Below are 25,319 nucleotides of genomic sequence, written 5' to 3'. Positions count from 1 at the left end.
TGTCTCAATGGCGGAATTTTTCGTTTAATTCATTGAAAAATACTATAAACGACTTAGCTGATAGCCAGGCGCCGCACAGATGCGATGGATGACTACGAGGGTTTGTATTGCAGGATTTCCAGACCACGATTGCGAAACGCATTTCTGTCTCGGGCGCAGGTGTACATAGCGGCGCCCCGGTCACGCTTTCCTTTTTGCCTGCGGCAGTCAACACCGGCATTGTTTTCAATGTGATTGACAGCGCAGGTGTCCGCCACCCAATCAAAGCGCTGGTTTCGGAAGTTGGCGCAACAGACCTTTCGACCAAGTTGGCAAATGTTGAAGGTATCACCATCAGCACCATTGAGCACGTGATGGCGGCCATTGCAGGTTCTGGCATTGATAATATGGTGCTCGAGATTGATGGTCCAGAAGTGCCCATCTTCGATGGATCATCAGCCGCTTTCCTGGAAGCCTTTGATGAAGCGGGGTTGAGCCAACAGTCGGCCAAGCGCCGCTATATCCGCATTCTTAAATCTTCGCGCGTAGAATCCGGCGCATCATGGGCGGAGTTCATTCCTTACGAAGGCACACGTTATGAAGTCGAAATTGACTTTGAAACGCCTGTCATAGGTCGTCAGAAGTTCGCGGGCGACATGGATGACGTGGTGTTCCGCAAAGAGATATCGCCCGCGCGCACATTTGGATTCATGCGGGACGTAGAAAGACTCTGGGCCGCTGGCCTCGCGCTTGGATCATCGCTTGATAACTCCTTGGTCATTGGTGACGACAATACCGTCATTAACCCCGGTGGATTGCGGTATCCGGATGAGTTTGTTCGCCATAAGACATTGGATGCGATCGGAGATCTATCACTGGCGGGCGCACCCTTTATTGGCTGTTTCCGCTCCTATCGGGGCGGGCATCGTCTCAACACGAGCGCTGTGCGTGCTTTGCTCGCCGATCCGTCGGCTTTTGAGATTATAAAGATGCAGCACAGCGGTCCTGTGGGTGCAAGCAAGGCAGTCAGTGCTGCTTCAACCGTATAAATCATTTAATTTGCGGTATTGAGTTGATGGATTGCAGCAGAATGGCCGCAAGCCGGGCTGTGGCTGGCTCAGGCTGCGCCTCTGACCGATGAAGCATCAAGCCGAGCGAGGGCAGGGATGGCAGCCCGTCCTCCTGCGGTCCCAGACGCTGTACCGTTGTTGGTAGTCCAAATGGCGTTCGTATCGTCACGCCCAGACCTGCAGCCGTTGCGGCCCACAATCCGGTCAGGCTTGGGCTGATAAATGACAGACGCCAGGGAATGCCGGCGCGATCCAGAGCGTTGACAGCGGCCGTGCGCAAAAGACATGGTGCTTCCAGCGAAATTAAAGGTAAGGGATCTCCGCCATTCTGCCAGTTTCTGGATTCTCCAGCCGGACCTATCCAGCACATTGGCACATCCAGGACATGTTCGTAATGCGGTGTTGTAGAGGCCCCGCTGCTCCATGCCAGCGCGAGATCAAGACGCCCTGATGTAATCCGATCAAGCAGGTCGGCATTTCGCGTTACGCGCGCTTCAATGCGCACTTTAGGATGTGCTCGGGCAAATTGGCCAAGAACGTCGGTCAGCAGGCTTTCGCCAAAATCCTCCTGTAAGCCAAGCCTCACCCACCCTTCGAGCTCACTTCCATGGACAGCCGTAATTGCCTCATCATTCAGATCAAGCATGCGGCGCGCATAACCGAGCATGGTTTCGCCAGCTTCGGTTAGGGCAAGTCCACGACCGGCTTTGACGAAGATGGCTGTCTCGGCTTGTTGTTCGAGCTTCTTTAGCTGAGCGCTGACTGCTGATGTCGAACGGCCAAGGCGCTCCGCTGCCTTGGCAAAACTGCCCAACTCCATCCCGGTAGAGAAGGTCCGCAGCACGTCCAGATCAAGTGTGATCTTTCTCATTTGAAACAATCCACATTTTTAGGACTATTAGTCCTGAATAATCTGATTTTCAGGATCATTGTGGGAGCTTATTGATATGGCGTCAAGCAATTCATGAAAGGAAGTCAAATGCCCTTTACCCGCATCTCCCTGCTGGAAGGTAAATCTCCTGAGTACCTCAAGGCGCTGTCGGACAGTTTCCATCAGGCAATGGTTGAAACATTCAACGTTCCCCTGACTGATAAATTTCAGGCCATTCATCAGCACCGGCCAAATGAACTCATCATTGATCCAACTTACTTCAGCGATGGTCGCTCGGATGATTTCGTTATCTTTACAATAACGATTGGCAAGCCGCGCGATACAGCTACCAAGCAAGCTTTCTACAAGCGCGTCGTCGAGCTTCTGGGTAAGTCGCCCGGTATTCGGCCGCAAGACATTATGATTGTGGTCAGCACATCGACACGCGACGAGTGGTCATTCAGCAATGGCGATACGCAAATGGTTGAGCCAGCTTGAGCGAGGTTAGCGAGATTATGAACAGTCCAAAGCGCTGCCCGCAGCAAATGACCGTTCGTCGGGCAGGCCAATCCATCGCACCGGCCCCCGCCAATATTTCCACGGCTCCCTTCTGGGCACAGATGTTGCTGGAAAGCGATGTGGATGGCGAAAATAATGTCATGCAAGCCTATGTCGAACCTGGTGTCATCACCAATTGGCACACACATCCTCGCGGACAGTTCCTCTATGTTCTGTCCGGCGTTGGGTTTGCCCAGTGCGACGGCGGTCCCATGGTTGAATTGCGCGCGGGAGATTGTGTCTGGTTTGCGCCGGATGAGCGCCATTGGCACGGAGCAAGTCCGACCAGCACTTTTTGCTACATCAGCATTCAAGCAACCCAGGATGGGACCGCTGTATCCTGGCTTGAACCCGTTATTCGCGAGGAGGCCGCGCAATGATTGCGATGCAGTATAGTTTTACGCTGCCTGCCGATTACGACATGGGCATTATCGATCGGCGCATCGCAGAAAAGGGGCCCTTGCTGGATAATTTCCCCAATCTTGCATTCAAGGCCTATCTGACAGCGCGACGCGACGACGAACGACAAATTCGTGAAAACCTCTATGCCCCGTTTTATGTGTGGCGGCACGAAGCTGGATTGAACGATTTTGTTTGCGGCAATGGCTTTGATGCGGTCAGCCAGTCATTCGGGCGGCCAAGCATTAAGACATGGATAGTATGGCAGGCAGAAATATCAGCTGCAATATCATCGGCTGCTTTCGCCACAAGAGAAATACTGCCGATAGAACCCTATTCATCGCTTGCGGATTTGCGATGCCGCGAAGCAGAAAAGGCTTTGGCCGATGTTAAAAAGGGCGGAGCGCTCGCTGCGGTTTCGGCTTTTGACCCTACTTGCTGGACGCAGATACGTTTTCGATTATGGAAAGAAGAGCCGAAATCGACAATAAAAACAGGCTTTCAAGCCTATAAAGTCGGTCATCTTTCTCTGCCAAAGATCGACTAATTCCCGCTCCGCCACAAATTTGGACGATTGCATGGCAATAACATTGCTGATTCCTGTCGCTTGTGGTTTATGAACGCCCAACCGACGGTAAGATTGTCTATGTCTAGAGCATGGCGCGAAAACGTGATATCGGGTTTCGCGACAATGCTCTTAAATTATAATGTGGGGCCGGAGACAGCATGGCGAATAGCAGAACGCTTATCAGCGCAAGGTTTGGAAACGCAGGGTTTGGCGGAAAGGTCCGTGCAGCTCTTCTTCTTTTTCCGATTGCCGGCGCTGTTGCAATCTCGGGTTGCGCATCCAAGGACGATGATCTTGATCTTTCTGCCTATGTGGACACGATTGAGCCTGCCGACGTGCTTTACAATCAGGCTTTGGCTAATTTGAATTCGGGTCGCCTTGATGAGGCAGCCAAGAAGTTTGATGCGGTCGACCGTCAGCATCCTTACTCTGAATTTGCACGTAAATCTCTGGTCATGGGCGCGTTCGCTAATTACCGCAGCGGTAAATATGACGATGCCATCGCCATGACGAAGCGTTATATTGCCCTTTACCCGACGCAGCCCGAAGCTGCATATGCTTATTATATAACCGGCCTTTCCTATTACCGGCAAATTCCGGACATTACGCGCGAGCAGAGCATGACCCGCAGGTCGATTGCCGCGTTTCAAGAGGTCGTGCAAACCTATCCTGACTCTGAATATGTTGAAGACTCAAAAGCAAAGATCCGTTTCGGCCGCGATCAGCTCGCAGGCAAGGAAATGCAGGTCGGCCGCTACTATCTGGAGCGCAAGGATTACCTCGCATCGATCAAGCGTTTCCGTGGTGTCGTTGAACAATATTCCAATACCCGTCACATCGAAGAAGCGCTCGCGCGTCTCGTTGAAGCCTATTACGCGCTCGGCTTGACGAGCGAAGCCCAAGCTGCTGCTGCCGTTCTTGGTCAGAATTATCCTGACAGCGATTGGTACAAGGACAGCTACAAGCTGCTGCAAAGCGGTGGTCTCGAGCCGCGTGAAAATGCAGGCTCATGGCTTTCGAAAGCGGCTACAGCAATTACTGGCGGCAAAGAAGGCGCTTAAACTAGAACTCAACCTGAGCCATCATGCTTTCGCATCTGTCGATCCGCGATATTGTCCTGATTGAACGGCTCGACATCGAGTTCGGCGAAGGTCTGTCCGTGCTTACGGGTGAAACTGGCGCCGGCAAGTCCATCCTGCTTGATGCCTTGTCACTGGCGCTCGGCGCACGGGGCGACGCGTCTTTGGTCAGGCACGGTGCCGAGCAGGGGCAGGTTACCGCAGTTTTTGACGTCGCGGGCAGTCATCCGGCTCGTCTGCTTTTGCGTGAAAATGACATTGACGATGATGGCGATATCATTTTGCGGCGCGTGCAGAATGCGGATGGTCGTAGCCGGGTTTTTATCAATGATCAGGCCGCCAGCGTTACCATGCTCAAAGAGCTTGGGCGGCGGTTGGTCGAAATTCATGGCCAGCATGATGATCGCGCGCTAATCGATATCGATATTCATCGTACATTGCTTGATGCCTTCGGTGCTTTGGAGACAAAAGCAAATCTGGTCCGGTCGCTGCACAAGAAATGGCGCGAGGCCGAGCATGCTCTGGTTCGCCATCGGGCCAAGGTTGAGGCAGCGGCACGTGAAGCCGACTATCTGCGTGCTTCGGTGGAGGAGCTTTCCAAGCTCGATCCGGAACCGCAGGAAGAAGAAATGCTGGCGATAAAGCGCACAGAAATGATGCGCTCGGAAAAAATTGCCGGTGATGTCAATGAGGCCAATGATATTTTGTCAGGCAATGCCTCGCCGGTACCATCGCTTGCCAGTCTTGTTCGGCGGCTTGAGCGTAAAGTACCCGAAGCGCCGCATTTGCTTGAACCAGTCGTCAAAGCCATTGATGAAGCGCTGAATTTTCTGGCCGAAGCGCAAAATGGTGTTGAGCAAGCAATTCGCGCGATCGACTTCGACCCGCGTGTTCTGGAGCAGACGGAAGAACGCCTGTTTGCGCTGCGTGGTGCGGCGCGTAAATATTCGGTGGCAGTGGATGATCTATCGGCACTGCGGGATCGCATGGACGGAGATCTTGCCGATATTGACGCCGGAGCCGAACGTCTGGCAGCACTGGAAAAAGAAACCCTTGCGGCACGGGATGCCTTTGATGAAGCTGCCCTGTCGCTCTCCGCTCACCGTCATGAAACAGCCGAACATCTAAAACAGGCCGTCATGGCCGAGCTTCCCGCCCTCAAGCTTGAACGGGCGGAATTCATTGTCGAGATGACGACGGATGTGAATAATCGCACAGCAGATGGAATTGATACGGTTGAATATTGGGTGCGAACCAATCCTGGCACGCGCGCAGGGCCAATGATGAAGGTTGCATCGGGCGGCGAGCTTTCACGCTTTCTGCTTGCGCTCAAAGTGGCGCTGGCAGATCGCGGATCAGCTCCAACACTGGTTTTTGACGAGATTGATACGGGTGTTGGCGGTGCCGTAGCCGATGCAATCGGCCAGCGGCTTCGGCGCTTGTCCGGCAATGTGCAGGTACTGTCGGTCACTCATGCGCCGCAAGTTGCGGCTCGGGCCCAAACACATTTTCTCATCGCCAAATCCTCTGCGGGTAATGATCGCGTGGCTACATCGATCCGGGCAATGGAAACGGATGATCGTCAGGAAGAAATTGCGCGCATGTTGGCCGGTGCAAGTGTCACCGATGAGGCGCGCGCTGCCGCGGTGAGATTGCTTCGGGAAAACGCTGCTTAGTTCAACGCTAAAATATAAGGATAGATCGTTAATTACGCTCGGCGATCTAGACAGTGCCAATTTGGGGTTTTTCGGCTAATCTCCCGCCGAATCCAGCAGTAGGCAAATCATGGCAGATAAAGCAGTAGAAAAACTGACCGAAGCGGAAGCAGCCGAGGAACTTGGTCGGCTTGCAGCGGAGATTGCTCAACACGATTATCGTTATAACACCGAAGATGCACCGATAATTTCTGATGCGGAGTACGATGCCCTGCGTCGACGCAATCTGGCTATTGAGCAACGCTTTCCGCAACTGAAACGCGAAGATTCACCATCCAACAAGGTTGGCGCCAGTGTTTCGGAGAAGTTCGGCAAGGTCACCCATTCCATCCCGATGCTGTCGCTGGACAATGCATTTCATGACAGCGACGTGGAGGATTTCGTAGGTCGTATCCGTCGCTTTTTAAAACTGGGTACCAATGCGAGCGTGGCTATTACTGCCGAACCAAAAATTGACGGGTTGTCGCTCTCTCTGCGCTACGAGCTGGGCCGGCTGGTAACTGCCGCCACTCGCGGTGATGGAACGACTGGCGAGAATGTCACGCTGAATGCGCGTACAGTTGCCAGCATTCCCAATGTGCTTGATGGAAATCCGCCCGAGGTGCTCGAAGTGCGCGGTGAGGTTTATATGAGCCATGCCGATTTTGCAGCTTTGAACGAGCGCCAGGCCAAGGATGGTAAACAGATCTTTGCCAATCCGCGCAACGCCGCTGCCGGCTCGTTGCGCCAGCTGGATTCCACCATTACCGCCTCGCGGCCTCTACAGTTCTTTGCCTATGCATGGGGTGAGGTGAGCGAAATGCCCGCTTCCACACAAATGGGCATGGTGGAGGCTTTCAAATCCTATGGTTTTCGCGTGAACCCGCTGATGCAGCGTTTCGAAAGCGTTGAAGGCCTGGTCAAACATTATCACCAGATTGAAGAGCAACGCGCGCTCCTCGGCTATGACATTGATGGCGTGGTCTACAAGGTCGATGATTTAGCGCTACAGCAGCGTCTCGGTTTCGTCTCACGCAGTCCGCGCTGGGCAATTGCGCATAAATTTCCAGCTGAACGCGCCATGACGATTCTGCGCGGTATCGATATTCAGGTGGGTCGCACAGGCGCTCTGACCCCTGTTGCCAGACTTGAGCCTGTTACAGTTGGCGGCGTTGTGGTGACGAATGTCACACTGCATAATGAAGACTACATCAAAGGCATCGGCCAGAACGGCCAACCGATCCGTGAAGGTCGCGATCTGCGCGTCGGCGATACGGTGGTGGTGCAGCGCGCAGGCGATGTCATCCCGCAGATCGTTGATATTGTGGCGGATAAGCCTCGCGGAAGCACGCCCTATATATTCCCTCACACATGTCCGGCCTGCGATTCTCATGCAGTGCGCGAAGAGGGGGAGGCCGTGCGCCGCTGCACTGGCGGATTGATCTGCCCTGCACAGGCCGTCGAACGCCTCCGTCATTTCGTTCAGCGCAACGCATTTGACATTGAAGGTCTTGGTGAAAAACAGGTCGAATTTTTCTTCAAGTCAGATGATCCGGCGCTGCACATAGGCACGCCCGCCGACATTTTCACTCTAAAGAAGCGCCAGGCGGGCTCGTTGGCCAAGCTTGAAAATATTGATGGCTTTGGCGCAACTTCGGTCAAGAAACTCTACGATGCCATCGACGAACGTCGTGAGGTTTCGCTCAGCCGCTTTATCTTCGGTCTTGGTATTCGTCATGTGGGCGAAGTGAATGCCAAGCGGCTGGCAAAGGCTTATCGCTCCTATGAGGCGCTTGCCAATGCCGCAATCGCAGCCGTCCCCCCGAAGGACAAAGGGGACAAGGGTAATGATGCCTGGCGGGAATTGAACGATGTTGAAGGCATTGGCAGTATTGTCGCGGAGGCGCTGGTCGATTTTTATGCGGAGCAGCACAATCGCGATGCGCTTGCAGCGCTCCTCAATGAAGTCACGCCTCTTGATGAAGAAGTGCGTATCGTCAGCGACTCGCCCGTGGAGGGAAAAACTATTGTGTTTACCGGCTCATTGGAGCGCATGTCACGTGATGAAGCCAAGGCCATGGCAGAGCGTTATGGCGCCAAGACCGCAGGCTCCGTTTCAAAGAAAACCGATCTTGTTGTTGCCGGTCCGGGCGCGGGTTCGAAACTGACACAGGCACAGGCATTGGGCATCGAAGTCATTGATGAAGACGCATGGTTTGAACTGGTGGGCGCATGAGCGAGACTGTTTTCAAGGGATTTGGCGACAAAGCACTGCCTTTTCTCAAGGCGTTGGATTTTCATCAGAATCGCGAATGGTTTCTGGAAAACAAGGATCTGTTTGAGGCACATCTTTACGAGCCTTTGGGAGATCTCGTCGATGATCTGATTGTGCGGTTTGAAAAAGCCGGATTGCCATTTAAAGGAGATCGCAAAAAATCGCAGTTCCGCATCAAGCGCGATACGCGCTTTGCCAAGGATAAAAGCCCCTATAACCGGCATCTTTCAGCACTGCTTTCTCCTGATGGAAGCAAATGGAGCGAGAGCGGTTGTTTCTACGTGTGTGTCGGTCTCGAAGAATACAGGGGGTGCTACGCCGCCGTTGCGTTCTGGCAGGGAAAGCCCGAGCTTTTACTCGCGATGCGCAAGGCAATCGTCGCCAAACCGGAAAAATATCGAGCAATGGTCAAAGCCCTTGCCAGTAATGGTTTGGAGCTTCGGGATATTGACCGTCTGAAGCGCACCCCCCGTGGGTTTGAGGAGGTGACGGATGCCGATCTTATTGAAGCATTGCGCAACCGGCATTTCATGGTGCGCCATACGATTGAACCTGCGAGAATTACATCTCCGGAGCTGGCGGATGACCTGTTTGATTTTGCATTGCGCGCCAAGCCGCTTATTGATTGGGGCAGGGCAATTCAAGGCACGCTCCCTGCCTAAAAAGCTTGTTGCAGTTAGCAATTGTGTCCTTCTTGTCACATATGTCTCTTCGCTGAAACATATGGAAATATTCTGTGCAATTAATCTTGACTTAAATGGTAAAGTTTAAGTAGCTAGCGCCAGTTGCACGTAATTGCGTGCATTATTCGCTCAGCAAGCCACCGACATCTCGCGATCGCCTATCGCAGGTCCAGCCAGCCAAGCATTCTCTCGCGGGGACTTGTTATGGTTTTGGGTAAGATTCTGTTTGCACGCCTTATGTGTGGTAGCGCCGGTACGATTTTGGCGCTTGGATTGGGCTCGGGGATTGCGGCGGCGCAGACCGCTCCTGCTGATGGCGAGAATATCACGCTTGCACCCATCGTTCTTAAAAACAAACCGGGCGGCGACGAAGCGACTGTCCTGACAAATACAGTTGACCGCGAAGTTATCCAAAGCCGTATGGTCCAAGACTTTGAAGACCTCGGCCGACGGGTTGATGCAGGTGTTAATTACAATTCCACCTCCAAGAGTATCAACCTCCGCGGGCTGGATCAGAATCGCGTATTGACCACCCTTGATGGAATTCGTGTGCCATGGATTTCCGATCCACGCAGCACGCAAGGCGGGTTGGATACGTTCGGCTTTGACGGCCTTTCCAAGATCAACATCACCAAGGGTACCGATTCCAGCCGTTATGGCTCTGGCGCACTTGGTGGGGTTATCCAGATTCACACGCTGGACCCTGCCGATATTATTGGTGAGGGGAAGAATTGGGGTGTCTGGACCAAGGGCACCTATGATGATTCAAGCCGCAGCTGGCGGACAAATATTGCGGCTGCAACGCGCATCAATGACACTGAGTTGCTTGTTCAGGGCGGCTACACGACAGGTCATGAAAAGGACCGCATGGGTGATATTGGCGGTTACGGCGCCGGACGCACAGAGCCGAATCCTCTCGACGTCGACCAACGCAATTTGCTGGTAAAGCTCTATCAGAACGTCGAGGGTGGCCATCGTTTTGGTTTGACTGGAGAAATCTCCAATCGCGAACAGGACGGCGAGAACTTCATTGGCACAACGTCTTCCTATGAGCGTGGGAAATTCCAGTCGGGCGAAGAGTCAGAGCGTATCCGCATTTCGGGCAGCTATGATTATGTCGCGCCGGATAAAACCGGCTGGCTCGATGAGGCGCACGCCATCGCTTACTGGACCCGGCAGACTCTGAATAATACCACTGATGCAATTCGCCTGCGGGACAGCAGAGCGTCCATCATACCGCGTGATCCTTTCCGCTATGGCTATCCTTTCGGCATCTATAAGCGCGACAATGAGTTGGAGCTTGACGCTTACGGCTTTACCGGCAATGCGAGCAAGACTGTCGAGATTGGCAGCATTGAGCACAAGTTCCGTATTGGAGCAGAAATTTACCGCCAGGATCTCCATCAATATTCAGCGGGTGTGGACAATTGTCCGGATGTTGATTGGACAAGAATTCCCTCACCATTCGGCCCGCAATCGTGCAAAATGCTGCACTCGAATGCGTCCGATATGCCTGATGTGGAAACAACTGGATTTGGCCTCTATGTCGAGGACGATATCGAGCTTCTCAACGGCAAGCTGACGCTGACGCCGGGTGGTCGTTTTGACTGGTATGAGCACAGCCCGCAGTCGACAGCAGGTTACGAGAGGGGGCCGAATTATGATGGCGGCTTGCCTGCGTCAAACAGCGATTCCCGTTTCACGCCCAAGCTTCGGGCGACATGGCACGCAAATAATAATCTCGATTTCTATGCTCAATGGGCGCAGGGCTTCCGCATGCCCTCGGCGATGGAGCTTTACCAGAATTATGGCGCTCCCGGTTCCTATGCGAGAATCGGTAATCCGGACCTGAAGGCAGAGACCAGCAATGGTTTCGAAATTGGTACCAAATATGATGATGGCACCTATGCGCTGTCAGCCAGCATATTCAACAATTACTACCGCAACTTCATCCATGACGTGACTATCGCACCTCCCGGTGGCGAGTATCCGGTTGGTGGTATTACGGGCTATGAGAACCTTAGCCGCGTACAGATTTATGGTGCGGAACTGAGTGGGCGCGTGAACTTCGCTAATAATTGGACGACATGGACATCCATTGCGTTTGTTGAAGGCAAGGACACCAAGACAGATGAGTATCTGAACTCTATTCCACCAATCCGCGCCATTGTTGGTCTTGGCTATGCGGCTGATAGCTGGGGCGCCGATGTGTCCCTGACCATGGCTGCCAGACGCGACAAGGTAAGCCAGGGTGGTTTTGTTGCCCCAGGTTATGGCATTGTCGATACAACTGCCTATTGGGAGCCGAAATTTGCCAAAGGCATGAAGCTGCAAGTTGGTGTATTCAACGTATTCGACAAGAAATATTGGTCCGCAACCGACGTACCAGACAGCATCAACCTTGCTATAGCAGACCGCTATTCCGAAGTTGGCCGTAGCTTCCGTGTGTCGCTGACACAGAAATTCTGATTAAAATTGGCATGGCTCCCTGCCCAGGCGGGGAGCCGTACCGCATAATTAAGCTACTCCAGCCATTCAGTGACGAACACTTCATTGGCGTGAATATCGATCGTTTCCAGCGCGCCTGGTCCCAGATTTTTGAAATTGTGCGGCGTGTTCGCCGGACACACCACGATTTGCCCTTCCTCGGCATCGATTATTTCCTCCCCCACCGTGAAGCGCGCCCGCCCTCTGCGTATGATGAAGGTTTCAGTATAGGGGTGTTTATGCAATCGCGGTCCGGCGCCGACGCGTTCCTGATTGTTGAATATAATCGACACATTGGTGCCATAGGGCTTGCCGGTAATTTCCCCATGCCAGCTTAGCGGGAGATCTTCCCAAACTTCCCTATTAATAATATGCGCCATGATTTCTCCTCCGCTCTTCAACTGGAAATCTAGAGAGCCGAGACATCACCGACAAGATGCGACCGTGTCTGAGATTGATGATAGCCATCAACAAAACTAACGTGACAGAATAAGCTCGGTGGCCTAGATGGGGGACATGGATGAACATATATATCGGCAGAAGCCATCGCAGGCTGTTCCAGTGAGCAAAAGCACGCAATTTTGGGAAGGGTTTGCCAAAGGGCTGCCGATCATGATTGCGGCCGCGCCATTCGGGGTATTGTTTGGTGCACTTGCGATTGATCAGGGCTTTTCCCTGTTCGAAACTGTACTCATGAGTGCTGCCATATTTGGCGGTGCCAGCCAAATGGTCGGAATTGAGCTGTTTGGACAGCATATCCCTGCTTGGCTCATCGTCTTTTCCATCTTCGCGGTTAATTTCCGACATGTTCTTTATTCGGCAGCGGTTGGCCGTCGTATCGGACATTTCAAGCCATTAGAAGCAATGCTCAGCTATTTTTTGCTGACTGATCCGCAATATGCTGAAACCGAAAAGCGTGCAGAGTCCGGAAAGCCGGTAACCTTCATCTGGTATCTCGGCGTTGCTACACCAATCTATGTAATGTGGGTCGTTGAGGCTTTTATTGGCGGGCTTTTTGGTAATCTCATTGCGGATACGCATGCGCTGGGTATCGATATGCTGCTTCCCATTTACTTCCTTGGATTGGTGATGGGGTTCCGCAAACGGACCAATTGGGGACCGATTGTCATTACCAGTGCCATTGCATCAATCATTGCCGCAAAAACCATTGGATCGCCCTGGCATGTCAGCATAGGTGCCGTCGCGGGTATCCTCATGGCGGTCATTCTTGCCAAGCCTGAGCCGGCAAAGGAAAAACGCTGATGTCATCGATTTTCTGGATCATTATTGCGGGCGCGGTTGCCACTTTTCTAACCCGCATAGGCGGCCATCTCGTGCTTTCGCGCTTTGAGCGGGTGCATCCACGCGTTGAAGTCGCGTTGAATGCAGTGCCGGCAGCGGTCTTGACGACGCTTGTTGCGCCCGCCGCGGCCAATGCCGATTGGCGAGGCCTTGTGGCACTTGCCATTGCCGGACTTGTGTCACTGCGCTTCAATGCGCTGACCATGTTTTTGATTGGCGCAGCAGTCATCATCCTGCTGCGCCAGTTTACCTGAATTATCCTTCGTGGCCGAATGGTTCTGTCGCATTGACGAGCCATTCGCGCGCTTCACCGCTGGTGTGAGGCAGTAATTTTTCCCGGACCTTGGCATGGTAGGCATCAAGCCATACCAGTTCTTCGCGAACAAGCAGGCTTGTATCGATGAGCCGCTTGTCGATGGGGCACAGGGTAATTGTCTCAAACCCCATCATCGGCAAATCGCCACCTTCAGGCACTTGTGGCTCCGTAACAATCAGCAGATTTTCTGTGCGTATGCCATAGCCACCCGGCTTGTAATATCCAGGTTCATTAGAAAGAATCATGCCCGGCAAGAGTTCCTGTGTGCCCCGCTTCGAAATATTTTGCGGGCCTTCATGCACGGAGAGGAAAGAGCCGACACCGTGCCCTGTGCCGTGGCCGTAATCATAGCCCTGTTTCCACAAAGCAATGCGGGCAAGAACGTCAATGTCCATGCCGCGCGTTCCTTTCGGAAAACGTGCGGTTGAAATGGCAATCATGCCCTTCAAAACCAGTGTGAACTTCTTTTTCATATCCGCTGTTGGCGTGCCAACCGGCAATGTCCGGGTAATGTCGGTTGTACCATCGCGATACTGGCCGCCACTATCAATCAAATAGAGCTCCCCATCCTGCAGCTTGCGGTTTGACTCCGTGTTGACGCGATAATGCGCAAATGCGCCATTTGGGCCAGCACCGGAAATGCTGTCGAATGACAGATTTTCGAGCGGCATCTGGAAGCCTTGAGCAATCTCGTGGCGCGTTTCTTCGAGTTTGGTCGCAGCGTCGATTTCGTCAATCGTGCCCGGTGCTTGATGGTCAATCCATGACAGGAAGGACACCATGGCCACGCCGTCACGCTCATGCGATTTGCGTGCGCCTTCCAGCTCGGTTTTGTTTTTAATGGCACGCGGCAGGCGCGCGGGGTCGAGACCTTCGACGATTTTGCCGCCAGCTTTTTCGATGATCAGCCGCAGCTTTTCCGCTGCCAGCGCCGGATCGAGCATGACAGTGTGACCCTGTGCAGCAAAATCGGCAACGTCATTATCGAGCGTCGACGGCGCGCGCAATGTGGCGAGCTGGGTCAAGTAGGCTTCTGTTTCCATTGGCAGCTTGCGCTTGTCGATGAAAAGCAAGGGCTCGCCATTTGCGGGGATGAGTGCAAAGGCCAAGGGCAAAGGCGTATTGCTCACATCATTGCCGCGAATGTTGAACGTCCACGCAATCGAGGATGGGTCTGTCAAAATGGTTGCATCCGCTTTGGCTTTGCCGACAGCATCCGCCAATTCATGCAGTTTCACTTTGGCAAGCTTGCCGGCATATTTTTCCGGCTGGATCGTCACTGCTTCAAGCGGTGGGGCAGGCTGATCGTCCCAGATAAGATCGACAAGATTATCCTTTACGGCGACGAGGCTGCCGCCATTTTTCTCCAGCGCTTCGCGCAAGGCTTTTGTTTCGCTGATTGTGTGCAGCCATGGATCAAAGCCGATGGTCAGCGGACGCTCAATACTGCGCAGCCAAACCGCAGGCGGCGTATCGATAAGGCTTTCAATCGTAAAGACGGAAGGGTCGGTTTGATCTGCCGCCTGTAAAGTGTAACGCCCATCGACGAAAAGATGCGCCCTGTTCTTCAACACCAGAACAACGCCCGCAGAACCGGTAAAGCCCGTCAGCCAAGCCAGACGTTGCGCGCGGGCAGGAACATATTCACCCTGATGCTCGTCTGCACGGGGCACGAGAAAACCATCGAGCTTCAAGCCTTCGAGTTCAGCTCGTAATTTTGCAACACGCGGTGCGCCGGTAGCAGGATTGCTGGACACCTCAAACGACTGGAACATGATGATATCGACCTCTTTTGTTTGGGTCGAAACCTATCTTCCCCGTTTGCTCTGCGCAATGGAGCATTGAATTTAGCAACCGGTTTAATCGCTCGAGGTGTTTTAGTCTTTGAGTTCAAGCGGAAAGGGTGTGGGCTCCCAGTATTTTCGATATTTGAGACTTTTAATAGTTATAGCCTCTAATTCATGTAAGATTTTTGCCAATTCACGCCGGTCGCCTGCAATCAAAGCGGGATAAAATGTCGGGTTCCAGTACATCATGTCTTTGCGAAGCTCGCCCTGTCGGTAGTCCGGTCCATCCATAATGCGTATAGCTTCTTCAAAGTCACCAAGAGCCGTAGCCATCATCAAGCGGGCATAATACTTAAATTCAAATGGTGTAAAATTATTCTCGTTCCGAGAAGCGAATTCGACCACTTCCTCCAGTTTTGTTATTTTGCGCAAAGGCACCAAGGCATCTTCAATGACACTCAGCATGATTTCCATATTTTCGGGGTTGTCAAAATGCCAGCCGCCAAAGAATGGCTTGATATCCATCTTGATAATAGCTTGTGCCCGCTCGTTGGTATCACCTTTAAGGTTGGAAAAAATTGGGTGAATAAGTCTTGTATTGCCCCAGCCATAGTGAAATCGGTCGATGCCCATAAAAATTATACCAACATCGATTGTTGGCGCAAAGATTTTTGGATTTCCGCTGCGAGCCAGATATACGCCACGGGTGAAGTGATTGATCGGCGTAAGTACGAGATGACGCCCTGCCAACGCCAGATCTGAATGGCGCTGGAGAAGCGGTTTAAGGGCCTGACGTACTTGTGCAACTGTCGTCATTCGAATGGTTTTATCCCACTTCATTCTTCAACAGCGTATGGATCGCAGTGCCGAAGAGCCAAAATTGGAGAGGGGGCCTGCGGTTCTGGCAGCCTTGTCCAACAATTGTTGAACAGTCAAAAAAATTTGGACAGTATTATATGACCTCTTCTCGGGAAAGTGCACCACTGCAGTTTTAACTACAGCCTTTTCTTTGGTATAGGAGCGAGCACGTGATGAAATGATTGGCACAAATCTGGTATCAATGCCAATATCCGCGACAAGTTCATTGTGCTGGCGAATTTGCATGCGGGGAAAGGTATTAAGTGGAGCCAGCCGCATATGTTTAAGATTGGCGCTATCTGCTGCGACTTGGTTTCTGAGGTGGTGGATTTCAGTCAGATAGGGAAATAATGCGCTCATGAAATAAATCCTCGTTAAAGGATATATTCCTATATCGAGATAAAGCTGTCAATTATACCAAAGAAGCATTTAGCCCATGGGTTAGTAAGTTGCGCGCGCTTTCAAATGCAGCGTTACCCAGCCTTCGCGGCGGAGGGTCTTCACGTGGAAAAGCCCCTGCACACGATAGGCGGCGAGTACTTTTTCGCGTTGGGTTTCCAGAATACCCGAAAGGATCAGCGAGCCGCCCCAGCCAAGATGTTTGCGCATTTCGGGCGCGAGCATCATCAATGGCCGTGCCAGAATATTGGCGACAATCAGGTCGAAGGGCGCCGAACCGCGCATCGCCGGATGATGGAAGCCGGTTGCTGTTTCGGTGCGAACCCGCGAAGCAACACCGTTCTTCACCACGTTTTCCCGTGCAACAGCAACAGCGACAGGATCGATATCTGTCGCCAGAACGGGAATAGGCGCGAGCTTTGCAATGCCGATGGCCAGAACCGCACTTCCTGTTCCAAGATCAAGCGCATTGCGTGGGTGTTCGCGGCGGATCACTTCGCCGATCATATCAAGACAGCCGGATGTTGTGCCGTGGTGGCCGGTGCCAAAGGCCTGTCCGGCATCAATTTCAATGCCGAGATCATTGATACGGCGCTTGTGGCGATCATGAGAGCCATGCACAAAGAATCGCCCGGCGCGCACCGGCTTCAAGCCTTCCAGTGAATGCGCAACCCAATCAATATCGGGCACCTGTTCGCGCTCGACGGGCCAATTCTTGCCAACGGTGTCGATCATGCGAGTTTCAATTTCTTCCGGTTCAAACGTATAGACCGAAACTTCATATATCTCGCGATCCTCATCGATCTCCGCTGAGGAGATTGGCAGGCCATCATCTTCGAAAGCATTTTCCAGCAAGATAAACAGCCGCTCGGCTTCGGCCTTGCCGGCAGTAATGAAAAGGCGGGTCTGGGTCGTCATGGGCGTTTGCTTTCGGAAAGGCATGTGTTGGCTACCCCTATCAGGATTTTCGCCATAGGCAACGGTGCATCATTTGTGCAAAAGAATTGCACTGACCTGATCCGGGAAACCGCAATGACTGAAACTGATGATCCTCGCTTTCTCAACCCGCAGCCGCGCATCCATCCGAGCGCGCATCTGAAGGGCGTCAAGCTTGGCAAATATGCGGAAGTGGGCGAGCGCGTCATCCTACGCGACGTTACCATGGGGGATTTTTCCTATATTGAGCGTCACAGTGAGGGCATATATGCTGATATTGGCCGGTTCTGCTCCATTGCTCCCAATGTGCGTATCAATGCTCTCGAACATCCTATGGAGCGGGTGACAACCCATAAAATCAGCTATCGTCCCAATGAGTTTTTCAAATTTCAGGGCATAGATGCTGATTTTCGTGCGCGCAGACAAGGCAAGCGCGTCAGCATTGGTCATGATGTATGGATCGGTCATGGCGCGGTTATCATGCCAGCAATTACTATTGGCCATGGCGCGGTCATTGGTGCCAATGCCGTCGTTACCAAAGATGTCGCGCCCTATATGATCGTAGTTGGTAATCCTGCAAGGCCCATTCGACCGCGCTTTTCACAAGAGATAACCATCCGCCTGATCAAGCTTGCCTGGTGGGATTGGCCGCATACGGTTCTATTTGATGCAATTGCTGATATCCAGTCACTGAGCATCGAGGATTTTCTCGCCAAGTGGGAACGTTAGCGGTCCATCCTCGTTCTGGTTGCATTCCACCTGCTCAGTCCCCAACTGAGGCTTATGAGTTCTGCCACAATTTTCTGGAGATTTCGATGAAGCGCACTCTTGCTGCACTGGCCCTTTTGGGCGCTGCCATTTTGCCTGCCCATGCGGAAGAGGTGGGGAAGGTCGGGGTTGATTGGCTGGGCAATGATATTGTCATTGATGCTGTGACGGACCCCAAAGTTCAGGGCGTCACCTGCCATCTCGCCTCGTTCTCACGCGGCGTCATTGATCGGCTGCAAAAGGGTAACTGGTTCGAAGATCCATCCAATGCCTCCATTTCATGCCAGCAGACAGGCCCGGTCGTGATCGGTGATATTGAACTGGATGAAGGCGGCGAACGCGTGTTTTCCGAGCGCACCAGCCTGATCTGGAAGAAGCTGATTATCACCCGCATTTATGACAAGGCGAACAACACGCTGATTTATCTGGCTCACGCCAGTCAGGTTCAGGATGGTTCGGCCAAAACATCCATATCCACAATCCCGCTATTTGCAGGCAATGCTACCTGGACAAAGGGCAAGCCGGAATAATCAGAAAACCTTAAAGGTGCCGCTACAAGCGGCATCTTTTCATTGACGAATAGGAATTAAAACTTATTATATGGATACTCATATTATTTTGAGGAATTTTTTCATGAATTTCGCGGTTAAAAGCCACAGACTACATGTCGGATCCAGTGCGATTCCCTTCATCCCATCGCCCAATATTGGTGGGCAGCTTTCCCCGAAATTTCTGATCATTCACTATACGGCCAGCGGTCCTGACTCGGATATTGCCAGCTATTTCGCTAGAAAATCGGCTAATGTTTCGGCCCATCTAGTTATCCGTCGTGACGGGACTGTAAAGCAATGTGTTCCATTCAACAGGGTGGCGTGGCATGCGGGCAAAAGCCAATGGACGGGGAAAAATGGCGTGTTCTATTCCGGCTTGAACAATTCCTCGATCGGCATGGAAATGGAAAATTGGGGGCCACTCAAGAAAATTGAGGACCGCTGGATTTCATGGACGGGCGTTGATGTTGTTCATTCCAATATTATCGAGGCGCGCCACAAATTCGGTGTGCCGGATTGTGGTTGGGAAGTTTTTACCAAGGCGCAGATTGAAACAGCGCAAGCGGCAGCGCGGGCAATATGCGCCGCCTATAGGATCGAAGATATTGTAGGCCATGACGAGATTGCTCCCGGGCGCAAATCAGACCCCGGACCCGCTTGGGACATGGCAGCGTTCAAAACAAAGGTTGGTTTGGTCAGTCTCTAGAGCGTTCTGCGTTCTGATAGATTCAAAACGACGCTCTAAGTCTTTGTTTTTACGCAATTCCGGACGGAAAACTGCTACACACTTTTCCGGGAATTGCTCTAATTGTAGCAATTGCTTGTTTGGGCATTTCGAAAAGGCACAGTGGGATAATTGAAGTCTATTGCATTTTATAGCTATTGGTAATAGTTGTAATGAGAAATATTGCATATAGCAAAGAATCGTCGCAGTTGCTGCGACGAATACCGAAGAACGAAGCTGAAAAAATTATGAGGAAAATCCGTGCTTATGCGGATGATCCTGCAAGTTTGAAAAATAATGTGAAAACCTTGCAGGGCTTGGGGCTAAAGCGCCTTCGGGTTGGTGAGTGGCGCGTTATTTTTGATGAGGATGGAAACGTGCTTACAATCGTTAAAATCGGCCCGCGGAGTAGTGTCTATGATTGAGGCAAAAATGGGTGAATTGAAGGTAAGCTATATAATGCCTCCGGGCAGTGATCAGCGTTATGCGATGATTTCAGAAGACGATTTTCTCGCTTTGAAAGCAATTGTCACCCGTTTGGATGATGTCTCGCTTGGCAAAGATAGTCATTCCATAAAGGAACTTGTGGAAGCATTGAACATTCGAGATGCTATCGCAAGGGGCGATGAAGAAACATTTCCCGAAGATGTGGTGTTCGCTCTCGTGCAAGGTGAGAATCCGGTAAGAGTTTTCCGGAAGTGGCGCGGCATGACAGCCGTGGCGCTGTCGCAGGCAGCAGGAATTTCGCAACCATATCTTTCCGAAATTGAAAATGGTTCAAAAGATGGATCATTATCAGTGATGAAACGTATTGCGACGATATTAAATGTGACACTTGATGATTTGGCAGGATAATCGTTCAAATCCCCTTCACGAAACTATCCAGCACGCGTTTTTGTCCGGCCTTGTCGAAGTCGATCGTCAGCTTGTTGCCTTCGATGGATGAGACATTGCCATTACCGAATTTGATATGGAATACACGGTCGCCAACATCGAAATTTGATGGCGTTTCACTGACGGATTTGGCGACGAGTTCACCATCAATCATGCGTCCTTTAACCGAGCCGCGCCCTGCGCCATGGCCGGAATCCGTCTCGCCATAGCCTATTCGCTCCACACGTGCGCCCGAGCGCGAGCCCCAATTATTGCGTGTGGCGTCAGAACGGTTTTGCTGGGCTCTTTGCCAACCGGGCGTTGAGTAGCTGTTTTCAAAAGGATCGGCGCGATCAAAGCGCGATTGGCCGTAGCCGCCGCGCCCGCCATATCCACCATAGCTATCGCCACCGGCGATTACTTCAACATGCGCTTCGGGGAGTTCTTCAAGGAAGCGGGAAGGGATGGTGGATTGCCACAGACCATGGATACGGCGGTTGGAAACAAACCAGATATGCAGGTTTTTCTTGGCGCGCGTCAGGCCGACATAGGCAAGACGGCGCTCTTCTTCCAGCCCGGAGCGTCCCCCTTCATCCAGCGCACGCTGATGCGGAAACAGACCCTCCTCCCAGCCGGGAAGAATGACCGTTTCAAATTCCAGCCCCTTTGCCGAGTGCAGCGTCATGATGTTTACAGCATCAAGATTTTCGTTCTGCTCAGCATCCATGACCAGCGCGACATGCTCAAGGAAAGAGCGCAGTGATTCATATTCTTCCATAGAGCGGATAAGCTCTTTAAGGTTTTCGAGGCGACCCGGTGCTTCGGCTGAGCGGTCTGCCTGCCACATCGCGGTATAACCGGATTCGTCGAGAATCTTTTCCGCCAGTTCCGTGTGGGGTACGGAATCAATTTGTGACTGCCAACGCCGGAAGTTTTCCACCACTTCGCGTAAAGCCGAGCGCGGCTTGGGCTTCAACTCCTCAGTTTCAACAAGATCTGCGGCTGCATCAAGCATGCCGATGTCCTTGGCGCGGGCATAATCATGCACCTGCCGGATTGCAGCTTCGCCAAGACCGCGCTTGGGATTATTGATAATGCGCTCCAGCGCCAGATCGTCGGAACCCTGCGCAACAACGCGGAAATAGGCCAGCGCATCGCGTATTTCCATGCGCTCGTAAAAGCGTGGACCACCGACAACGCGGTAATTCAGACCTAGCGTGACAAAGCGGTCTTCAAACTCGCGCATCTGAAAGGAAGCGCGCACAAGAATGGCAATATCATTGAGATTGTGGCCTTTGCGCTGCGCTTGTTCGATCTCTTCGCCGACTGCCCGAGCCTCTTCCTCGGAATCCCAGCCGGCATGCACATTGACCTTGGCATCTTCCGGGTTTGGGGCATCGGTGAAAAGCGTTTTGCCAAGCCGTCCCTCATTATGGGAAATGAGATGTGATGCGGTGCCAAGAATATGCGCGGTAGAGCGATAATTGCGCTCCAACCGGATCACGACTGCGCCCGGGAAATCCTTTTCGAAGCGTAGAATATTGTCTACCTCTGCCCCGCGCCAGCCATAGATCGACTGGTCATCATCGCCGACACAGCAGACATTCTTCGAACCCTGCGCGATCAGGCGCAGCCACATATATTGCGCGGTATTGGTGTCTTGATACTCGTCGACGAGAATATAGCGGAACTTGGCGTGATATTCCTTGAGGATGTCGGGATAGGCACGGAACATCCGGATTGGATGGCATAGCAAATCGCCAAAATCGCAGGCATTCAATGTTTTCAGACGGTTCTGGTAGGCGGTGTAAAGTTCGCGGCCCTTACCATTGGCAAACGACCGGGCATCGCCTTCAGCAATTTCGGAGGGTCCAAGCCCTTTGTTCTTCCAGCCATCAATCATCAGCGCAAATTGCTTGGCGGGCCAGCGCTTGTCATCCAGCCCTTCCGCCTGAATGATCTGCTTGATCAGCCTTATGACATCATCCGTATCAAGAATGGTGAAATCGGAGCGCAACCCCACGAGCTCCGCATGGCGGCGCAATAGCTTGACGCCGATGGAGTGGAACGTGCCGAGCCATGGCATGCCTTCGACAGCACCGCCGACGAGGACGCCAATGCGCTCCTTCATCTCGCGTGCTGCTTTATTAGTGAAGGTGACGGCGAGTATCTGGCTTGGCCAAGCTTTGCCGAGCGAAAGGATATGCGCAATACGGGAAGTCAGAACCCGTGTTTTGCCAGTGCCAGCACCAGCCAGAACGAGTACAGGCCCTTCGGTGGTTTCAACCGCCAGTCGCTGTTCGGGGTTAAGTCCATTGAGATAAGGTGGTGCACTACGCGCCTGCATGGCGCGTGCAGCTATGCCCGAAGGCTGGCGGGGCGCATCAGGTTCGTCGAAAAACGGAATATCGTCAGGTAATCCAGACATTTGAACCCAATGTAGTGATTCGGTACCGAAAAACCAGAAAAATGCGATACAAAAAGAGAACAATTGCAATTAGCCCCCCACTTTCAATTGAAGTGGGCGGTTGAAATATCAAGTCAGGATATTGCGTCACTCGATTTATGAGCCTACCCATTTTGATTAATGACTCGTGACTTCAAGGTTTTGACAGCCGATGGCAACATTCGTCGCCTCATGTCAGGATCATCTGGTTTTGATTGAGATCGGAAAGGGACTTTCCTCATGGCAATCACTCTCACGGCACTCGTTTTCCTTCTCATTGGCGCGGCTCTTGGCGTCGGCGGTGTATGGCTCGCTGTCCTGGGCGGCAGTTGGTATTATATCATTGCTGCGCTTGCGTTCCTTGTGGTTGCTTTTCTGCTCTTCCGTAGGCGGTCATCCGCTCTGCTGCTTTATGCTCTGCTGGTGGTAGGAACGCTTGGCTGGGCCATTTGGGAAATCGGCTTCGACTGGTGGCAGCTTGCGCCACGCGGCGGCGTCATCATGATCCTTGGGCTGTGGCTGCTCACACCATGGATCAGGCGGGGCTTGAATTCATCTGCAAGCGGTGCTGGTTCTTCCTCCGCTGTTCCGGCTCTGTCGTTGTCCGTTGCTGTTGTTGTGGCGCTGGTTGTTGCAGGCTATTCGATGACCCAGGATCCGTTGCAAATTACGGGTGAATTGAGCAGGGAAATTGTCTCGGATACTGTCGATCTGGGCGGCAATATGCCGGAGGGCGATTGGCACCAATATGGGCGTACGCCCTATGGTCAGCGTTATTCACCGTTGAAGCAGATCACCACCGAAAACGTTGACAAGCTGCAAGTCGCCTGGACCTATCAGACTGGCGACGTCAAGTTGCCGGAGGATGTTGGCGAGACCACTTATCAGGTCACGCCGCTCAAGGTTCGCGGTACACTTTTCATCTGCACGCCGCACAATTGGGCCATCGCGCTTGATGCGGCAACAGGCAAGGAAAAGTGGAAGTTTGATTCCAATTCCGGCATGAATCCCGATCGTCAACATCAGACCTGCCGGGGCGTTTCCTATTATGCCGATCCTGCTGCCACACCAGGCAAGCCTTGTGCCGAACGCGTCTATCTGCCGACGTCCGACGCGCGTTTGATTGCGCTTGATGCGGCCAATGGCCAGATTTGCTCGTCCTTTGCTGACAAAGGCACGCTGCATCTTGAAAAAGGCATGCCCTATAACCCCGCAGGCTATTACTATTCCACATCGCCGCCCGTTGTTGCGGCGGGAAAGATCATAATCGGTGGCGCGGTCAATGATAATTATTCGACGAAGGAACAGTCCGGTGTCATCCGCGCTTTCGATATCAATACTGGCGCGCTTGTGTGGAACTGGGATTCCGGCAATCCGGATGTAACGACACCTTTGCCGGATGGACAGACCTACACGCATAATTCTCCCAATAGCTGGTCTGTTTCCAGTGCCGATGAAAAGCTTGGTCTGATCTATGTACCTCTTGGAAATCAGACACCTGACCAGCTTGGTGCTGGGCGCTCCGCAAATGTGGAGAAATTCTCGTCCTCAATCGTTGCGCTTGATCTTAATACCGGTCAGATGCGCTGGGTGCGCCAGACTGTCCATCATGATCTTTGGGACATGGATGTTCCTGCACAACCAACGCTAGTTGATATCAATACGGTCAATGGCACAGTGCCGGGACTGGTAGGACCAACCAAGCAGGGCGATCTCTATGTTCTCGACCGCCGTACGGGCGAGCCGATCATTCCGATCAAGGAAATTCCCGCGCCGACAGGCGCTATCGAGGGTGACTTTACCTCTCCCACGCAGCCGATTTCGGACCTGACATTCTCGCCGCCACCTTTGACGGGCAAGGATATGTGGGGCGTGTCTATGTTCGACCAGCTCGTCTGCCGGATCGAATTCCTGAAATTGCGCTATGAAGGGCGCTATACTCCGCCATCATTGCAAGGATCACTCGTCTATCCGGGTAATTTTGGCGTGTTCAACTGGGGCGGCGTCGCAGTTGACCCGGAACGGCAGATCATGTTTGGCATGCCGACATATCTTGCCTTTACCTCGCGTCTTGTGCCACGCGCCGATGTGCCTCCGCCCGGCGTTGGCACCAAGGGCAGCGAGCAGGGGCTTAACCGCAATGAGGGCGCTCCTTACGCTGTGGTGATGGGTCCATTTGTTTCACCGCTTGGCCTGCCTTGCCAGTCGCCGCCATGGGGCTATGTCGCCGGTGCCGATCTGCGCACGGGCAAGATCGCTTGGAAGCACCGCAATGGCACTGTGCGGGATTCCTCGCCAGTGCCATTGCCATTCAAGGTTGGGGTGCCGGGCATTGGCGGTCCGATCATCACAGCCGGTGGCGTTGCGTTTCTCGGGGCCGCGGTTGATGATTATCTGCGCGCCTATAACGTGACTGATGGCAAGCAGCTTTGGGAGGCTCGCCTTCCTGCCGGTGGCCAGTCAACGCCGATGACCTTCTCCTTGGATGATGGCAAGCAATATGTGGTCATCGTTGCGGGTGGCCATGGTTCGGTCGGCACAAAGCCGGGGGATTATGTCATCGCCTATACTCTGCCAAAATAAGATTGACGGTAATCCGAAGCAGGAATATTGCTGCAAGCGGCTGATACAGCCAGCCGCTCGCGGCCTTCGGGTTACGGTGAATGTATCGAATAAATAAGCTTGGCTTCATCCTT

General features: G+C 52.8%; 24 protein-coding genes. 17 read left to right on the top strand and 7 right to left on the bottom strand.

Features of this window, described 5'->3' with window-relative positions; genetic code table 11:
• The first annotated feature begins 107 nt into the window (after window positions 1-107).
• The gene (gene lpxC / locus AC6CHM_RS06275; protein WP_498172411.1) at window positions 108-1,028 is read left to right on the top strand and encodes a UDP-3-O-acyl-N-acetylglucosamine deacetylase; all 921 of its coding nucleotides are present in this window, start codon (window positions 108-110) and stop codon (window positions 1,026-1,028) included.
• Between the two features lies 1 nt (window position 1,029).
• Here lpxC and AC6CHM_RS06270 read toward each other — a convergent pair whose 3' ends face one another.
• Window positions 1,030-1,920, bottom strand: a complete 891-nt coding sequence (locus AC6CHM_RS06270) for a LysR substrate-binding domain-containing protein (RefSeq protein ID WP_440805697.1) — start codon at window positions 1,918-1,920, stop codon at window positions 1,030-1,032.
• 108 nt (window positions 1,921-2,028) lie between these two features.
• Here AC6CHM_RS06270 and AC6CHM_RS06265 point away from each other — a divergent pair, with 108 nt between their 5' ends.
• The 8 genes from AC6CHM_RS06265 (at window position 2,029) to AC6CHM_RS06230 (ending at window position 11,645) form a co-directional block, all read left to right on the top strand.
• Window positions 2,029-2,418, top strand: coding sequence for a tautomerase family protein (locus AC6CHM_RS06265; protein ID WP_115052557.1), 390 nt, complete (start codon window positions 2,029-2,031; stop codon window positions 2,416-2,418).
• A gap of 17 nt (window positions 2,419-2,435) precedes the next feature.
• On the top strand, window positions 2,436-2,858 hold the full coding sequence (locus AC6CHM_RS06260) for a cupin domain-containing protein (protein WP_115052558.1): 423 nt from the start codon (window positions 2,436-2,438) through the stop codon (window positions 2,856-2,858).
• A complete protein-coding gene (locus tag AC6CHM_RS06255; protein ID WP_498172409.1) occupies window positions 2,855-3,424 on the top strand; it encodes a DUF4865 family protein in 570 nt (189 codons plus the stop codon). Before AC6CHM_RS06260 ends, AC6CHM_RS06255 begins: the two co-directional genes overlap by 4 nt.
• A gap of 179 nt (window positions 3,425-3,603) precedes the next feature.
• The gene (locus AC6CHM_RS06250) at window positions 3,604-4,506 is read left to right on the top strand and encodes an outer membrane protein assembly factor BamD (protein WP_115052560.1); all 903 of its coding nucleotides are present in this window, start codon (window positions 3,604-3,606) and stop codon (window positions 4,504-4,506) included.
• Window positions 4,507-4,529: 23 nt separating this feature from the next.
• A complete protein-coding gene (gene recN / locus AC6CHM_RS06245; RefSeq protein WP_498172407.1) occupies window positions 4,530-6,200 on the top strand; it encodes a DNA repair protein RecN in 1,671 nt (556 codons plus the stop codon).
• Between the two features lie 109 nt (window positions 6,201-6,309).
• The gene (gene ligA / locus AC6CHM_RS06240; protein ID WP_498172405.1) at window positions 6,310-8,454 is read left to right on the top strand and encodes an NAD-dependent DNA ligase LigA; all 2,145 of its coding nucleotides are present in this window, start codon (window positions 6,310-6,312) and stop codon (window positions 8,452-8,454) included.
• The gene (locus tag AC6CHM_RS06235) at window positions 8,451-9,155 is read left to right on the top strand and encodes a DUF2461 domain-containing protein (protein WP_115052563.1); all 705 of its coding nucleotides are present in this window, start codon (window positions 8,451-8,453) and stop codon (window positions 9,153-9,155) included. Before ligA ends, AC6CHM_RS06235 begins: the two co-directional genes overlap by 4 nt.
• 225 nt (window positions 9,156-9,380) lie before the next feature.
• Window positions 9,381-11,645 carry a TonB-dependent hemoglobin/transferrin/lactoferrin family receptor gene (locus tag AC6CHM_RS06230; RefSeq protein ID WP_498172403.1) on the top strand — a complete coding sequence of 755 codons (2,265 nt, stop codon included), beginning with the start codon at window positions 9,381-9,383 and terminating at the stop codon, window positions 11,643-11,645.
• A 53-nt stretch (window positions 11,646-11,698) separates the two neighbouring features.
• Here AC6CHM_RS06230 and AC6CHM_RS06225 read toward each other — a convergent pair whose 3' ends face one another.
• A complete protein-coding gene (locus AC6CHM_RS06225) occupies window positions 11,699-12,043 on the bottom strand; it encodes a cupin domain-containing protein (RefSeq protein WP_115052565.1) in 345 nt (114 codons plus the stop codon).
• A gap of 136 nt (window positions 12,044-12,179) precedes the next feature.
• Here AC6CHM_RS06225 and AC6CHM_RS06220 point away from each other — a divergent pair, with 136 nt between their 5' ends.
• Window positions 12,180-12,926, top strand: coding sequence for an AzlC family ABC transporter permease (locus AC6CHM_RS06220; RefSeq protein WP_498172401.1), 747 nt, complete (start codon window positions 12,180-12,182; stop codon window positions 12,924-12,926).
• Complete coding sequence (locus AC6CHM_RS06215; RefSeq protein WP_307279148.1) at window positions 12,926-13,219, top strand: AzlD family protein; 294 nt, start codon at window positions 12,926-12,928, stop codon at window positions 13,217-13,219. The genes AC6CHM_RS06220 and AC6CHM_RS06215 overlap by 1 nt, the downstream gene beginning before the upstream one ends.
• A 1-nt stretch (window position 13,220) precedes the next feature.
• Here the strand turns inward: AC6CHM_RS06215 and AC6CHM_RS06210 are convergent, their stop codons facing one another.
• From AC6CHM_RS06210 to AC6CHM_RS06195, 4 genes are all read right to left on the bottom strand, one after another.
• Window positions 13,221-15,059, bottom strand: coding sequence for an aminopeptidase P family protein (locus AC6CHM_RS06210; protein ID WP_498172669.1), 1,839 nt, complete (start codon window positions 15,057-15,059; stop codon window positions 13,221-13,223).
• Between the two features lie 99 nt (window positions 15,060-15,158).
• A complete protein-coding gene (locus tag AC6CHM_RS06205) occupies window positions 15,159-15,884 on the bottom strand; it encodes a hypothetical protein (RefSeq protein WP_336439789.1) in 726 nt (241 codons plus the stop codon).
• 27 nt (window positions 15,885-15,911) lie between these two features.
• On the bottom strand, window positions 15,912-16,286 hold the full coding sequence (locus AC6CHM_RS06200) for a hypothetical protein (protein WP_498172399.1): 375 nt from the start codon (window positions 16,284-16,286) through the stop codon (window positions 15,912-15,914).
• A gap of 81 nt (window positions 16,287-16,367) precedes the next feature.
• Window positions 16,368-17,243 carry a 50S ribosomal protein L11 methyltransferase gene (locus tag AC6CHM_RS06195; RefSeq protein ID WP_115053243.1) on the bottom strand — a complete coding sequence of 292 codons (876 nt, stop codon included), beginning with the start codon at window positions 17,241-17,243 and terminating at the stop codon, window positions 16,368-16,370.
• A gap of 114 nt (window positions 17,244-17,357) precedes the next feature.
• Here AC6CHM_RS06195 and AC6CHM_RS06190 point away from each other — a divergent pair, with 114 nt between their 5' ends.
• The 5 genes from AC6CHM_RS06190 to AC6CHM_RS06170 all read left to right on the top strand — a co-directional run bounded on the left by AC6CHM_RS06190 (window position 17,358) and on the right by AC6CHM_RS06170 (window position 20,159).
• Window positions 17,358-17,990 carry a DapH/DapD/GlmU-related protein gene (locus AC6CHM_RS06190; RefSeq protein WP_498172398.1) on the top strand — a complete coding sequence of 211 codons (633 nt, stop codon included), beginning with the start codon at window positions 17,358-17,360 and terminating at the stop codon, window positions 17,988-17,990.
• Between the two features lie 86 nt (window positions 17,991-18,076).
• Window positions 18,077-18,559, top strand: coding sequence for a CreA family protein (locus AC6CHM_RS06185; RefSeq protein WP_337354524.1), 483 nt, complete (start codon window positions 18,077-18,079; stop codon window positions 18,557-18,559).
• A 103-nt stretch (window positions 18,560-18,662) separates the two neighbouring features.
• The gene (locus AC6CHM_RS06180; RefSeq protein ID WP_498172397.1) at window positions 18,663-19,286 is read left to right on the top strand and encodes an N-acetylmuramoyl-L-alanine amidase; all 624 of its coding nucleotides are present in this window, start codon (window positions 18,663-18,665) and stop codon (window positions 19,284-19,286) included.
• 191 nt (window positions 19,287-19,477) lie between these two features.
• A complete protein-coding gene (locus AC6CHM_RS06175; protein ID WP_115052573.1) occupies window positions 19,478-19,729 on the top strand; it encodes a type II toxin-antitoxin system RelE/ParE family toxin in 252 nt (83 codons plus the stop codon).
• Window positions 19,722-20,159 (top strand): helix-turn-helix transcriptional regulator, encoded by a 438-nt coding sequence (locus AC6CHM_RS06170; protein ID WP_307279127.1) that lies wholly within the window; start codon window positions 19,722-19,724, stop codon window positions 20,157-20,159. The genes AC6CHM_RS06175 and AC6CHM_RS06170 overlap by 8 nt, the downstream gene beginning before the upstream one ends.
• A 4-nt stretch (window positions 20,160-20,163) precedes the next feature.
• Here AC6CHM_RS06170 and AC6CHM_RS06165 read toward each other — a convergent pair whose 3' ends face one another.
• Window positions 20,164-22,605: an ATP-dependent helicase gene (locus tag AC6CHM_RS06165; RefSeq protein WP_115053246.1), complete on the bottom strand. Its 2,442-nt coding sequence runs from the start codon at window positions 22,603-22,605 to the stop codon at window positions 20,164-20,166.
• Window positions 22,606-22,863: 258 nt separating this feature from the next.
• Here AC6CHM_RS06165 and AC6CHM_RS06160 point away from each other — a divergent pair, with 258 nt between their 5' ends.
• Window positions 22,864-25,206: a glucose/quinate/shikimate family membrane-bound PQQ-dependent dehydrogenase gene (locus AC6CHM_RS06160; RefSeq protein WP_498172396.1), complete on the top strand. Its 2,343-nt coding sequence runs from the start codon at window positions 22,864-22,866 to the stop codon at window positions 25,204-25,206.
• The last annotated feature ends 113 nt before the right edge of the window (window positions 25,207-25,319 follow it).

This window comes from Phyllobacterium sp. GQ127, assembly GCF_059758635.1.
The sequence above is the reverse complement of the archived record's forward strand: the minus strand, read 5'-3'. Positions and strand labels throughout refer to the sequence as shown.